At 37.4% G+C, this 13,920-nt stretch carries 14 protein-coding genes; 4 read left to right on the top strand and 10 right to left on the bottom strand.

Features of this window, described 5'->3' with window-relative positions; genetic code table 11:
• Positions 1 to 34: 34 nt before the first annotated feature.
• From ETP70_RS07180 to pgsA, 3 genes are all read right to left on the bottom strand, one after another.
• Positions 35 to 1,309 (bottom strand): tyrosine-type recombinase/integrase, encoded by a 1,275-nt coding sequence (locus ETP70_RS07180; RefSeq protein WP_151900542.1) that lies wholly within the window; start codon positions 1,307 to 1,309, stop codon positions 35 to 37.
• A 166-nt stretch (positions 1,310 to 1,475) separates the two neighbouring features.
• Positions 1,476 to 2,528: an RIP metalloprotease RseP gene (gene rseP / locus ETP70_RS07175; RefSeq protein ID WP_151900541.1), complete on the bottom strand. Its 1,053-nt coding sequence runs from the start codon at positions 2,526 to 2,528 to the stop codon at positions 1,476 to 1,478.
• Positions 2,525 to 3,079, bottom strand: a complete 555-nt coding sequence (gene pgsA / locus ETP70_RS07170) for a CDP-diacylglycerol--glycerol-3-phosphate 3-phosphatidyltransferase (RefSeq protein WP_151900540.1) — start codon at positions 3,077 to 3,079, stop codon at positions 2,525 to 2,527. The genes rseP and pgsA overlap by 4 nt, the downstream gene beginning before the upstream one ends.
• Before the next feature lie 282 nt (positions 3,080 to 3,361).
• Here pgsA and ETP70_RS07165 point away from each other — a divergent pair, with 282 nt between their 5' ends.
• Positions 3,362 to 3,991: a class I SAM-dependent methyltransferase gene (locus tag ETP70_RS07165; protein ID WP_151900539.1), complete on the top strand. Its 630-nt coding sequence runs from the start codon at positions 3,362 to 3,364 to the stop codon at positions 3,989 to 3,991.
• Here ETP70_RS07165 and ETP70_RS12680 read toward each other — a convergent pair.
• From ETP70_RS12680 to ETP70_RS07145, 4 genes are read right to left on the bottom strand one after another with little or no spacing between them, the layout of a single operon-like run.
• Positions 3,988 to 5,703: an efflux RND transporter permease subunit gene (locus ETP70_RS12680; RefSeq protein WP_151900538.1), complete on the bottom strand. Its 1,716-nt coding sequence runs from the start codon at positions 5,701 to 5,703 to the stop codon at positions 3,988 to 3,990. The two genes, ETP70_RS07165 and ETP70_RS12680, sit on opposite strands and share 4 nt — an antisense overlap.
• Positions 5,703 to 7,292 carry an efflux RND transporter permease subunit gene (locus tag ETP70_RS12675; protein WP_151900537.1) on the bottom strand — a complete coding sequence of 530 codons (1,590 nt, stop codon included), beginning with the start codon at positions 7,290 to 7,292 and terminating at the stop codon, positions 5,703 to 5,705. Before ETP70_RS12675 ends, ETP70_RS12680 begins: the two co-directional genes overlap by 1 nt.
• 12 nt (positions 7,293 to 7,304) lie before the next feature.
• On the bottom strand, positions 7,305 to 8,051 hold the full coding sequence (locus ETP70_RS07150) for an efflux RND transporter periplasmic adaptor subunit (protein ID WP_151900536.1): 747 nt from the start codon (positions 8,049 to 8,051) through the stop codon (positions 7,305 to 7,307).
• A gap of 1 nt (position 8,052) precedes the next feature.
• Positions 8,053 to 9,417, bottom strand: coding sequence for a TolC family protein (locus ETP70_RS07145; RefSeq protein WP_151900535.1), 1,365 nt, complete (start codon positions 9,415 to 9,417; stop codon positions 8,053 to 8,055).
• 178 nt (positions 9,418 to 9,595) lie between these two features.
• Between ETP70_RS07145 and ETP70_RS07140 the strand changes: the two genes are divergently transcribed.
• The 3 genes from ETP70_RS07140 (at position 9,596) to ETP70_RS07130 (ending at position 10,914) form a co-directional block, all read left to right on the top strand.
• Positions 9,596 to 10,294: a c-type cytochrome gene (locus ETP70_RS07140; protein ID WP_151900534.1), complete on the top strand. Its 699-nt coding sequence runs from the start codon at positions 9,596 to 9,598 to the stop codon at positions 10,292 to 10,294.
• 62 nt (positions 10,295 to 10,356) lie between these two features.
• Complete coding sequence (locus tag ETP70_RS07135; protein WP_151900533.1) at positions 10,357 to 10,731, top strand: NifB/NifX family molybdenum-iron cluster-binding protein; 375 nt, start codon at positions 10,357 to 10,359, stop codon at positions 10,729 to 10,731.
• A gap of 9 nt (positions 10,732 to 10,740) precedes the next feature.
• Positions 10,741 to 10,914: a DUF134 domain-containing protein gene (locus tag ETP70_RS07130; RefSeq protein ID WP_151900532.1), complete on the top strand. Its 174-nt coding sequence runs from the start codon at positions 10,741 to 10,743 to the stop codon at positions 10,912 to 10,914.
• Positions 10,915 to 11,081: 167 nt separating this feature from the next.
• On the opposite strand, the gene ETP70_RS07125 is transcribed toward ETP70_RS07130, so the two are convergent.
• From ETP70_RS07125 to ETP70_RS07115, 3 genes are read right to left on the bottom strand one after another with little or no spacing between them, the layout of a single operon-like run.
• Complete coding sequence (locus ETP70_RS07125; RefSeq protein ID WP_151900531.1) at positions 11,082 to 12,323, bottom strand: NnrS family protein; 1,242 nt, start codon at positions 12,321 to 12,323, stop codon at positions 11,082 to 11,084.
• Positions 12,323 to 13,069 carry an ABC transporter ATP-binding protein gene (locus tag ETP70_RS07120; RefSeq protein WP_151900530.1) on the bottom strand — a complete coding sequence of 249 codons (747 nt, stop codon included), beginning with the start codon at positions 13,067 to 13,069 and terminating at the stop codon, positions 12,323 to 12,325. Before ETP70_RS07120 ends, ETP70_RS07125 begins: the two co-directional genes overlap by 1 nt.
• Positions 13,057 to 13,839 (bottom strand): ABC transporter permease, encoded by a 783-nt coding sequence (locus tag ETP70_RS07115; protein WP_151900529.1) that lies wholly within the window; start codon positions 13,837 to 13,839, stop codon positions 13,057 to 13,059. Before ETP70_RS07115 ends, ETP70_RS07120 begins: the two co-directional genes overlap by 13 nt.
• Between the last annotated feature and the right edge of the window lie 81 nt (positions 13,840 to 13,920).

The following is a 13,920-nucleotide window of genomic DNA, read 5'->3' as shown; positions in this document are numbered from 1 at the left end:
CTTAAAATATCATCTATAACATCTTGAATATTTTTCATTTCATCATCTCCATAATCTCATATATTTTTTCATCTGTTGCATTTGGATATATTTTTTTTAGTGCTTCATATTCGGTGTCAGTATCACTCACTTCGACATCTATTACATTGCCAGTGTTGCCTGCAACTGCTAAAAAAGTATTTTGGGCTTCTATAGCTCTTTCCGTGCCGTTTCCAATGTATGATTTTTCAGTAGTAGATAAAAGCTTATGTGAGAGCATTTTACTTACTGCGTATATGTCAGCTCCGTTTCTAAGTGCAACAACTGCTACCATTGAGCGTATGTCATGCATAACCATATTGTGAACATTAATGCTTTGCATAACTTTATGGAAATGATAGTTTACAGCATCCCTTTTGAGTGCAAATATTTTTCCTGTGGTCGTTTTTTGGGATTTTATGGCATTAAGAAGCAGGGGAGTTAAAACATAAGTGGATGATGTCTTTGTTTTGGTTATTTCCTTGGGTAACGTAAAAGTATCAGAATTAAAATCAATATGCTTGTATTCAAGTTGTAATGTTTCTCCTATCCTCCTGCCACTAAGCAAAAAAGCGAATATACCTCTCATAATAGGATGTTTATATTCTAAAAGTGCTTTTGTTATTTTTTTTGCATCTTCATCAGTTCCTTTAAAAGTTCTTTTTTTATCATTTTTTGGCAATATTATTTTCTTCCAATTAAGCTGCACATCATTAATATCTAAAAGTGGCTTCATAACCATTTTTACCATATTTATAGTTGATGGAGATTTGCCATTGTTAAGCATAGTATTTATAATGTTTTGGATATCATCTTCGGTAATATCATCAATGATTTTATTTTTGAGCTTTGTAAGATGTGTATTATAGCAGCCATCATAAAGGCGAACAGTGGTCGGACTTTGATTAATCTTTTTTCCATTTATCCATGCTTCATAAACAGATGATAGTTTTCTGTCCTTGCTGTTGATCTGCTTGAAATTTTTTCTTTCTTGTTTGAGTGTTCCTTTTTCCCGCAACGTTGTTTGCATTTCGACTTTGTATTTTTGCATATCTGCAACTGCTTTGATGATACTTGTACCTTTATGGATAGTAAAGTTTTTTTTACCTCTACATCTTTTATGATTGTACATTGCTTCAACTGCAATTTGTATTTGATAAATTCTATTTGGCGGTTTTGTTTCATTGTCTTTTGTAAATCTAATTTCATCATCATACAAAAGAATATACATACCAGAAGCCGTATTGTTGTTGATTCTAATCTTTTGTGGTTTTAGTGCTTTTGAACCCATAAATACGACCTTTGAACACAATCCCTACTTTTTGCCATTTTTAGCCTAAAAAGTAGGGATTTCTGTAATTATTTATATTTCATTGTAGCGTCTTGTAGTTTAAGAAGTTCTTTAGAAGCCCTAATTTTGGGGTATTTGTGGGCAGTTGTAGTTAGCTGTAATTTTATCAGCCAACTAATCTGTTAATATCGTTAAAAATTCCAAGTCCCATAAGCCCGAAGAGTATGACCCAGCCGGCTATTGTCAGGTTAATGACTATTTTTTCGCTCGGTTCTCGTCTAAAGAGGAGTTCATATAAATTAAACATGATATGTCCGCCGTCAAGTGCCGGAATAGGGAGCAGGTTCAGTACCCCGAGGTTTACAGAAATCAATGCCGCAAAAAACAAAACACTCATCCAGCCTACTGCCGTTGCATCGGATGTGAGTTTTACAATGGAGATAACTCCGCCCATTTCCGAAGCCGGGACATCCCCCATCACGAGTTTTTTCAAACCGGTAAAAATCAAAGTAGAGGCAAAAACAGTCTGATCGGTGGCATATTTTAATTTGTCTGCGAAGTCCAGTTTTTGTTCATGCATGACACCCGCAGCGGATATGCCTATCATTTTGCGTTTGACATCTTCTCCGTACATGTTTTTGGCGGTTTGCAGTTTTGGTTTGAGTGTTATGAGCTTCAGATAGCCGTTTCTGTCCACCTGCAGTGCAACAGAGCCTTTTGCCTCTGCAATCATTTGTGCCATCTCTTTCCAGCTTGTGATTTTTTTGCCGTTTATACTCATAATGGTATCATTGGACTCAAGACCCGCAACATAGGCAGGGGAGTCTTTGATAACCGTTCCCACAACAGGGGCTAAAACCTGAGGATTGCCAAGTGCTATAATGAAATAGAGTATAAATGCAAGCACAAAATTTGCTGCAGGACCGGCTAAAAGAATTAAAATCTTTTGCAGAGGCGTTTTTGTATTGTAACTGTCTGCATCGTAACTTTTTTTACTCGGGTCCGCATCATCCTGACCTTTCATCTTGACATAGCCGCCAAGAGGAATGGCTGAAATACTCCACTCTGTATTAAAAGCCCGAAAAGTAAAAAGACGTTTTCCAAAACCTATGCTAAATACTTCTACATAGACACCCATCAGGCGTGCTACGGTGAAATGCCCAAGCTCATGGAAAAATATAAGTCCGGAGAGGACTAAAAGTGAAACAATCCAACTCATGCTTTGTGCTCCTTTACAATCGCTTGTTTAAATCCCCAAAGATATTCTAGGCCCGAATAAACAGTTAAAAATACGGCAAACCAAAGAAGTGCCGCTCCATATGGCCAGTGCATCAGTAAAAACCCTATGGCTATCATCTGTGCTACTGTTTTTACTTTTCCAGACCAGGATGCTTTTACGCTGATACCTTCACTGACCGCAACGGTACGAAGTCCTGTGATGAAAAGCTCACGAACTATAATGATGTAAATTGCCCAGGGAGAAGCATCTCCCATAACCATAAGCCCCAAAAATGCCGCAAGTGTGAGCATTTTATCGGCAAGCGGGTCAAGGATGGCGCCGAGCATTGTCATTTGATTCCATTCTCTTGCGATATAGCCGTCAAAAAAATCAGTCACAGATGCCAAAACAAACAAAAGTGAGGCAAAATAGTAGTTCCATGTTATATCAAACCCGTTGTCGGTAAAAATTTGGGGATTGAGTATAATCCAAAACATCACAGGCGCAATGAGAATACGCAAAGATGCTAATAAATTCGGCAAATTAAGCAAAAAGTTCCTTTTAATGTCATTTAAGTTCAGTATCCCTTTGGGAACCGGTACTTTAGTCTCACTACCATTAAGTTAAGCATTTTTTTGGAACCGGTACTTCAGTGCCGGCTGAGAGTGGCAAGACTATTGCAACAGCCGGCACTGAAGTACCGGTTCCGAATGTTATTGAGACTTTAGTCTGGGCTATATGTCTTGAAAGGCTAAAACCTAGGCTCCGAAAACTTTAGTAATGAGATTTTATCTATTTATTACTTATTAAAGCCTAATAGACTAAGATTAGGCATGAAGAAAATATGTCCCTTATGCCAAAACAGTGCAGGTTTGCTATACGAAGAGAATCAAAGGTACTTTGCATGTAAGGTCTGTCATGGAATATTTGTTGATGAAACAGACTTGCCGGATGCACAAAGTGAAAAAGAGCGCTATGAACTCCATGATGATAATGCCGAAGATGCAGGGTATCGAAAGTTTGTTTCTCCCATTACCGCAAATATTGAAAAAGACTTTTCAAAAGAGGAGAAAGGACTTGATTTTGGGGCAGGAACCTCACAAATCATTACAAAGGTCATGCAGGAAAAAGGTTATGATATTCGTTCTTATGATCCGTATTTTCATCCAAACAAAGAGCTTTTGGAAAACAAATACGATTATATTGCTTCGTGTGAGGTGATAGAGCATTTTTACCGTCCCGCAAAAGAGTTTACACTTTTAAAATCTATGTTAAAAGAAAATGCAAAATTGTATCTGATGACAGACATCTATGATGAGCGTGTAGAATTTTCTTCATGGTATTATAAAAATGATCCGACCCATGTCTTTTTTTATACAAAAAAGACCTTTGAGTGGATAGAAGAAAAGTTTGGATTTTCAAACCTTTTTATAGAAAAAAGGCTGATAATCCTGTCTAACTAGACAGGATCTTCAACTGAAACGGCTTTTTTCTCATGGAAATGGAAATGGCTTTCCAAGTCTGACATGTAAAGCAGAACAGGGACAACGATAAGTGAAGCCACCACTGCCGCTACCGTACCAAATATAAGAGCAACACCGAGTCCTCCAAAGACGGCATCTTTTGCAAGCAGTGTAGAAGCGAGCATAATGGCGATGGCTGTCAGGAAAATAGGTTTTGCCCGTGTAGCACTTGCATAGGCGATTGCTTCGGCCTTGTGCATTCCCTTTTCACTCATGAGTGATTTTGTAAAGTCTATAAGCAGTAAAGAGTTACGCGAACTGATTCCGATTAAAGCAATAAATCCGATAAGGGATGTTGCCGTTAAAAAGAAGGTGTCTGCCGTGAAAATATCCATAATCCAGTGACCGAATATGACACCGATGATAGAAAGAAAAGAACCTAAAAGAATGATACCGCTGAGTGTATAACTTTTATAATAGATAACCATCAGTAAAAAGATAAGGATAAGAGCCGCAATAAAAGCACCGCCCAGGTCTCTAAACGTATCCATTGTGACTTTCATTTCACCGTCCCAAATGAGTTTATAGACTTTTCCTGTTGCTTTGTCTGTGAGTTGCAAATCAAAAAGACCTGTTTTTTCGACTTTGTATTCATCACCAAAACTGTTGATAATTGTATTTCTTGCATCAAGCAGAGGATAAACCTGAGAAACCATATCGGTTTCGGCTAAAACATTGGTCATCTGGTGCAAATCCTTACTCATGATCATCGGATTTGATTTTTTAGGAATTACGGTAACAAGTTCCGTGACAGGTACCATCATGCCTTTGTTGTTCATGAGTTTGAGTGAAGCCAGTTTTGCTTTTACAGAATCCAAATCTTTTTTGCTAAATCTTCTTGAAGAGTCCGACAGGCGTAAAAAGAGAGGAATCTGATCGCTGTATTTGTCTGAATTTTTTACAGATATATCCATCCCTTCAAAAGCAAGGTATAAAATATTGTTGAGTTGCTTGACAGTGAGACCTGATTTTGCGATTTTTGTTGTATGGACAATTATTTCAAAACTATCGTATATATCATCTTCCATAATGTCAATGTCAACAAGCCCCTGTGTATTTTGAAAAACTTTTTCAACACGTTTTGCCAGCTTTCTTATGCCCTGTGCATTGTCACCGTATATTTCAGCAACAATAGCCGAGAGTGTCGGAGGACCGGCAGGCGGTTCTACAAAAGAGATATGTGTATTTGGATAGAGCTTTTCACAAGCATCTTGAATAACAGGACGCAGACGCTGTACCATCAAATAAGAAGGCTCTTCTCTGTCATGTTTTTTTGTGATATTTACGACAATTTCTGCAACATTTTCAGAGTTTTTAAACTGACTGCCTTTAATAAGTCCGGCAAAATCAAGAGGTGCACCCATGCCTAAAAATACTTCGGTATCACGCACTTCTTTTTCTTGAGTAATATAACTGCTGACACATTGTGTCACTTGCTGGGTCTGTTGTATCGAACTGCCTGTTGGCAGTTTCACATAGATGGTAAAAGTATCATTGTTTTTTCCCGGCAACATCTTTGCTTTGACAATTTCAGTCGGTGCTATCATTAAAATAGAGATGATAAATGCTATTAATGTACCGATAAGTATCAATTTTCTCTGCGCAGAACTTTGTATGCCTTGTAGTACAAGTTTTTCAAATTTCTTAAACATTAATGCGCTCCTTTGTCATGTTTTGGTCGTTTTAAAATTCTCACGGCAAGGTAAGGTGTAAATATATAAGCTACAAAGAGCGAAGCAATGAGTGCTACGGGAACATTCTCAGGAATAGGTTTCATGAACTGTCCCATCATACCGCCGACAAATGCCATAGGCACCATTGTCATAATGATGGCAAGTGTGGCGATATTTGTCGGTGCACCGATTTCATCTGTTGCCTTGATCATAATTTCATCATTGCTTTCATGGGCAGATTCGACAGAATGGTAGTGTCTGTGAATATTTTCAATAACAATAATAGCAGCATCAACCAAAAGCCCCAAAGAAAGCAAAAATGCAAAAAGAGTAATACGGTTAATGGTCTGACCGCTCAAATAGGCTACAAACAGAGTAATTGCCAAAATTGCAGGAACCGTAAAGGTTACGATGAGTGATTCTCTCCAGCCAAGTACAAATATAAGAAGAATCGCGATAATTACAATAGATAAAACCAGGTGCATTACAAGTTCGTTTACTGCATCATTTGCACGTTCTCCGTCATTTCTGGTAATGACATAACTGATGCCTTTTTTGTCCAGTTCGCTTTTGTAGTTTTGCAGTTCTTTTTTGACTTCATCTGCAATAATGACGGCATTCGTTCCCTGCAGTTTTGAGACTGTAAGTGTCACCTGGTTTTCAAAAGGCATAAATTTTCCGTTTTTTTCTCGTTTGCTGATAAGTGCCGATTTGAAGTTTTGAATATCATAAGAGTTTGTCACTTTTGCAACCTGTCTCAAATAAATTGGAGAACCCATATACTGTGCAACAATGATGTCTCCGACATCTTTTGCATCTTCTATGGCATTTTTTACGCCAACCATTACAATTTCATTCTCTTTTGTTTTGTTTTTAATCGCAGGTACATTATAGGAAACTGCCTGTACAGCCTGTGTGATTTGTCCCATAGAAAGGTTATAGCCTGAGAGTTTGTTCAAATCCACTTCTATGTTGAACTGGTGTTTGTGACCGCCTTTGAGTGCTGTAACGGCAACATTGTTCAAACCGTTTATATGGTGCTGGATTTGCTTGACTTTGTCATAGAGTTCTGTTTGAGACATGTTTTTGTCATGGGAATAAAAGGCAACACTTACAATGGGAATGTCAATGTCAATATCCAAAGGCTTGATAATCGGTTTCATGGCCCCTTTTGGAAACATGTCGGCATTTTGCATGATTTTGTCGTAGATTTTGAGGTTTGAATCTTCTTTCTTCTCTCCGATATAAAAGGCTGCATTGACAATCCCGACATTGTCCATAGCCGTGCCGTAAATGTGTTCTACACCTTTAATCTCTTTGAGCTTTCGTTCTAAGGGTTTGACTATGATTTTTTCTACCTCTTTGGCATTGGCACCCGGCAGAGCTACTATGACGGTAGATCCACTGACAACCATTTGCGGATTTTCTTCACGAGGCATAATCATTAAGGCGAGGTAACCGATAACAAGCAGTGAAATTCCCAAAACAGAGGTCAAAGGATTTCTTAAAAATGTTTTTGCCAGTTTTCCTGCGACATCTTTAGGTGTATATGGCTTATGATGATTCATATTTTTCCCCTTTTAGTCAATGGTTACAGTGGCATACATACCAGGGTAGACTGATTTGTTCAGTGTCTTGAATGATACTTTGATTTTAAATGTGTGCGTCATCGGATTGGAATTTGGAATGATCGCCGTAATCGTTCCGATTGTTTTGACACCGACAGAAGGAATCACCACTTTTACTTTTTTCCCGTGATGAATGAGATTTAAATTACTTTCCGCAATCTCTGCCGAAATTTTTAAATCACTCAAATCCGAAAGCACAATTGCAGGCATACCGGGCATTGCCATCTCTCCGACTTTGATGTTTTTGGCAACAACAACACCGTCGTTTGGAGCCTTTACATGTAAGTATTTGTATTGATTTTCCACTTCCTGGAGTCTTGCTTTGGCTATGTTTATCATATCCTGCAGATTTTTTGCCGCAAGTTCCATATTTTCCACTTCATATTTTGAGACCATATCTTTTTTCAGCAGTCTCTTGTAGCGTTCCAGGTTCAGTTTGACATTCGTGTACTGGTTCTGATACATTTGCAGTGAAAGCTCTGCCTGACGTTTTGCCGAGTCAATTTCACGTGAATCTATACTGTAAAGAATTTGGCCTTTTTTTACCTTTTCCCCTTCGCTTGTGTTTACATTGGTAACAAAACCCATAAATCGGCTTGTGATCATCTTCTGATTATCCGAAATCACACTTCCCGAAAGTGTTAAACTCTCCGCTAAAAGTGAAACGCCCAGTGCCAGTAATAGTAGTAGTTTTTTCATGTTAGTCTTCTCCGTTTGCTAATTTTTCAAGTGCAAGTATTTTTTCTGTTCTTTTGTTCTTTGCTATCTGCAGTTGCAGTATCTTTTCAATCTGTGCAGACTGTTTTATGATAACATCACTCATGGAAACAAGTTTTTCTTTATATCTGCCTTCATAATTTTCATAAATGGCATTTGCAAGTTCCAGTTCTTTTTTCAGTGAGGCAATTTCGACATCAACCCCTTCTATCTGTGTCCGGATTTTTGCAATTTTTAAAAGAATTCCCTGTTTTGCAAGTTCCAGCTGTGACTGCATTTTAAGTTTTTCGATTTTTGATTTTTCGATTTTTGCCGCATCGATTCCGCCGTCAAAAAGGTTCCAGCTCAGGCGTGCACCTATGGTATAGGCTTTGTGTTTGTCGGCATTTCCTAAAAAGCTATTGTCCGCAGTGGAGACTTCTCCAAAAGCTCCAAGCGTCGGATAGTAGGCTGCCTGAGAGACCTTAAGCATATCTTTTGTGATTTTGAGTCCTGTTGCCGCTTTTTGCAGGTCAATATTGCGCACTAAAATCTCTTCATCACTTATATGTGGCATGCGCACTTCTGTTGCAGGTGTCTGAATATGTTCAATTTTTTGATTGAGTAAAAAACTGATGTAGTGGTATAACAGTTTTTTGTTGGACTGCATCTGTACCAAGAGTCTTTCAACATTTCCCTTTTTTGCCTGTACTTCAAGCAAATCTACTTTTTTAGCATAGCCTACCGCTATCATCTCTTTTGTTGTCTCTTCCAATATATGGATATTGTCCAGAATTTTATTGAGATTTTTTATAGAAGAATCAAGCAGTGCCATATCATAAAAGCTTTTTTTAAGTTCATATTTTTTCTGTTTTTCTATCTTGTGTTTGTCCAAAGATTTCAGTTCTTTGACTTTTTGCATAATGTCAGTGTAAGAACTGAGCATAAATCCTGTAAAAAGAGGCACTTCATATTTGAGTTTGCTCTGAAAAAAGTTTCGGTAACCCGGATAGTTTAGATTTTGTGGAGGTGTAATATATGGATTTACGCCATTGTTTAAATTCGTCATAAATTCTTGAGCACCAAAATCCCCAAAAGTTGCCTCACGCGAAGTCAGTTTAAATCCAAAGACATTTCCCGCATCATTTGAACGTGCCACATCTTGTATAAATGTCAGTGTTCCCCAGTTTTTTCCTGACACTGCATCAATATCCTCTTCTGCAGAGCGTTCATCAAATTTGGCTGCCTTAATTTCCAGATTTTTTGCTTTCAAAAGCTGTAGTGCTTGATCCAGTGTCAATGCCTCGGTCGCTGACGCTGATACATGTAACAGCAGAGAAAACGCAAAAATACTTATCAGTCTATTCATTTTCCAACATCCTTTTCATAGTTATAATAATTTTAAGTTTAAATTATAACATATATTTCATTTTCATATATCACATTTATATCACATTTATTGAAATATGGTCTGTTCTGCAACAGAAGACGCTTTTAATATTTACAAAAATGATATATAATACTTATGAAAATCATAAGGATAATTAATGTATAGATATATAATTTTAATTAGTATACTGTTTTTTACTGCATGTGAACCAAAATCTCATTCAAATCTTAACGGTAAACAACTTTTAGAGCAAAAATGTAGCAAGTGTCACAATACTGACCTGCCTCCAAAAACTTTTCAGGATGAAAAAGCACCGCCGATGATGGCGGTTGCATTTCATATAAAAGATTTTATAAAAGCAAGCAGTGAGAGTGACAAGATTCCAAAAGCTGTAGAATTTGTAAAAGACTATGTTGTGAATCCAAGTGCTTCAAAATCTTTTTGTGATAAAGAGAGCTTAAGAACTTATGGAGTAATGCCTTCGCAAAAAGGTAAAGTTACGCAAGATGAACTTGAAGCGATTGCTGAATATATGTTTGAACATTTTACAATAAAAAATTTGACAGCAGCACAAGATTTGCAAAACAGGTTGAATGCAATGCCAAAAGGAAAAAGAATTGCTTTAAAACATAACTGTCTGTCTTGTCATAAAATAAACAAAGATTTAGTGGGACCATCTTTTAATAAAATTGCTAAAAGATACAAGGAAAATATTACGCAGATAGCACAAAGCATTAAAAACGGTTCTGCTAAAAAGTGGAAAGGTTACAGAAATGCGATAATGCCGGCATTTGGTGAAAAGATAAGCAATGATGATATTGAAACATTAAGTAAGTGGATTGCTAATGAGATTTGACATTATGCACATATGTTCTATATAATTCCAATGTAATATTATAATAATTATAAGGAATATTGATGAAAATAGTTTTAGCAGTAGATGAAGACAAACAAACCATAGTAAAAAGAACAGGGCAAAGTGCTTATTTTGCAATATATGATGATGACAAAATGGTTGATTTGGTGCCAAATAAGCATCACGATGGTGGACATCATGCGCACAGACACAATGAAGAACATAAGCATTCAGAAATGGAACATGAGGAGCATACAAATTCTCATAGAAAAGATGTAGAGGCTTTAAAAGATTGTGACATTATTTTAGTACAGGCTGTTGGTGAAAATATGAAAGAAGCTTTAGAATCTATAGGTTTAAAAGTAAAAAAAATTAGACAAAAACATGGTACAACTGCTGATGAAGTTGTTAAAAACTTTTTAAGTGGTGTTATCTAAGGCAGAAGAATGGTTGGAAGAAGAAGAAAACTACGAAATATCGGGGCAGATCACAGTGATGTTTGTTTTAAGCCTTGTGGTATTCGTGGTATTGATTTGGAATATATTGAACTCTACGAAGATGAAATGGAGGCTATTCGTTTGTCTGATTATGAGGGACTCTACCAACTTCACGACTTGTAGAGTCGGCAAGAAAAAAAACAGCAGATTCTTTGATACATAAAAAAGCCTTAAACATAAAAACAGATAAAAAGTAAGAAAAAAAATAAAAAGAACAATACAAAAAACTGCTGAATTTAACTCCGCCGATGACATAGGTTACGGACTTGACATAAAACCGTCAAATCCTTTTAGCCTTTGATTCCATCGGCTCTTGGATTGAGCAAAAAACCGAAAAATACTTTGATATAAAGCATAAACGGAACACTCCAAAGAAGAGCAGACCATAAATAGAGTTGCATTGCGTCTGCTTCGTAAAAAGGTATAAGTGAACGCATCAATGTAGCAATAATGATGAAAAATACCATTAAATGGGTATAAATGTTTGAAGTCAAATGCCTTCCCGTGTGAATCCATCCTATGGTTATCATGACCATTAAATAGGCAAGTCCAAGCCCACCGGCTGTTATAAAATGCCTAAAACTCGAGATACCGACTCCGTCATTAAACAAAATACTCCATCCCATAAAAGCATATCCTAAAGCAAGCATAAGAAAAATCAAAAACAGATAAATAACATAAGGCTGATTGAGTATAAACTTCTCTTTGAGATGATAATCACTCGTAATCGCCAAAACAGCAGCACCGGCAGCCAATCCTATCCATCCAAGTGCAGAGTTTGCAGGGTATAAAAATTCAACAATACTAAAGAGCGTGACACAAAATATAGCCAAGTTTGTAAGTGGCGGTCGTGATATATAAATATCATCAATTGCTTTGTCTTCCATCAGTTCATTGACTGCTTCCATGTTTACACGACGCATTGCAAGTAAAACAAGTACAACAATCGCACCAAGGGAAAGCTTTAAAATTTTCATCGGGTCACTTTGCACTAATTCTGCCATTGTTAGAAAAAACCAACTCTCAAGACCAAAAATAACAAGTAAAATGTAGCCCAAAGAGGCATGTCGTTGGAGCTTATCTAAAACAACATCTTTTGCAAACCAGATAAGCCAGGCAAGCATGGCAAGATTTAAAAATGCAGCAAGATAGACACCTGTAACATCTATAAACCAAAAGCTCACGCGACCAGCTATCCATAAAAGCATAATATATTTGAGCCGTTTGCCGACAAAAGGTACCATTCCGGGGAAAAGTTCCGGCAAACCGGTTGTTAAAAACGCCATGATTCCGGCAGTAAGTACTCCAAAAAGCATCTCGTAGACATGCCAAACAAGAATATTGTCCATAAACGGGATACTCAAATACCCGCTCCAAACCAACCCCCACAATATCATCGAAAGTATAAAATAGGGAGCCAAAAGTAAAAAGACAGGGCGAAAGCCGTATGCTAAATATGGCGGTATGTTTTTTTCATCAGGATAGTACAGATAGTGGTTCGTCGCATGAAGTTTTTCTTCTTGATTGTTCATTATTTTAACTCCAAAGAATTTAGTTCAAATGTTTCTATGATATCTTTGTCTTGCAGTATTTTTACACTCTGCTCATACACAAAGGCATCATCTCTTTTATCTTGAGGAAGGTCAAAGCTGAATTTTTTGACTATATGTCCAGGATCGGCTTTGAGTAAAAGTATCTCATCACTCAGACGAATAGCTTCCATCATATCATGCGTTATAAAAAGTATAGAGATATTTTCTTTTTGACTTATTTCTATAAGATGTGTTTGCAACTCTTTTTTCAGACCTATATCCAATGCTGAAAAGGGCTCATCCAAAAACAGAAGAGAGGGTTTGACAACCAAAGCACGGGCAAAACTGACGCGTTGTTTCATTCCGCCGCTTAAATCTTTTGGAAATTTTTCAAAATCTTCTTCTTCGAGTCCAAATTTCAGTGCAATTGCCCTGGATTTTTCTATTGCGGTACTTTTTTTCTCACCACGGGCAAGGAGTCCAATGGCAATATTGTCAAGTACATTTTTCCAAGGAAGCAGTCTTCCTTCCTGAAAGGCAAAAGAGGAACTTTTAAAGGTGTTTGTCACTTCTCCCTCTTGCACATCCAAAAGTCCGGAGCATAAATGCAGAAGTGTAGTTTTTCCACCTCCGCTTGGCCCTACTATTGAGAGTATCTCCCCTTTATTGAGTGTAAAATTTATATCTCTTAAAATCTCTGTAAACCCGAAATGATGTGTTAAGTGTTTTACTTCTAGCTTCTCCATAACTCTACCTCTCTTTTTATCGGTTCTAAAATGATATACTCTATAAACATCAGCGAACCTATCATTATGGTTACAAGCGCCAATGCCGTTGGAGTGTCCAACTGGCTTCTGGCCACTGCCAAGGAAGCACCAAGCCCATCGCTTGTAGCTAAAAGTTCCGCCATGATGACAATCTTCCAGGCCATACCAAGTCCGCTTACCCAGGCAGGAAAAATGTAGGAAAAAATATGAGGAAAATAGACATCTGTAAACTTCATGTGCCATGGCAGATGAAAACTCTCAGCCATCTCTTTTAAAGTACCGTCAAGTGTTCTTGTACCTTGCAGGGCACCTACAAATATAATGGGAAAAGAAGCAACTATGATGGTAAAAATAACTGTTTCATCTCCCATTCCAAACCAAATCATCGCCAAAACTATCCAGGCAATTGGAGGCATGCCTACAAGGATGGTGACAACCGGACGACTCATCATAGACGCCGTTGCAAAGAAGCCGGCGATGAGTCCCAAGACAGAGCCAAACAACAAAGAGAGCCCAAAGCCAACAGAAGCGCGGTAGAGGGTAATGTCAATCTGCTCCCATACCTCTTTGTCATGCAACATGGTATAAAGTGTCTTAAATGTTTCAAGAGGTGATGGCAACACTAAGTTGCCATATACCTGATTGCCAACATCCCACAAAGCTATAAAGAGCAGAATGGAAGCAACAGCTCCCCATCCGCTCCATAAGTAAGCCGGAAAATCTTTCAGTATTTTAAGTAAGAATTTCAAACAAGACTCCTTTAAATGATAATTAATATTAAAGTGTATGATAATTAAGCTTAAAGTAAGTATAATGAAAGTAATTATCAA

Origin of the sequence: Sulfurimonas hydrogeniphila (assembly GCF_009068765.1) — a bacterium.
Taxonomy (GTDB): Bacteria; Campylobacterota; Campylobacteria; order Campylobacterales; family Sulfurimonadaceae; genus Sulfurimonas; species Sulfurimonas hydrogeniphila.
The sequence above is the reverse complement of the archived record's forward strand: the minus strand, read 5'-3'. Positions and strand labels throughout refer to the sequence as shown.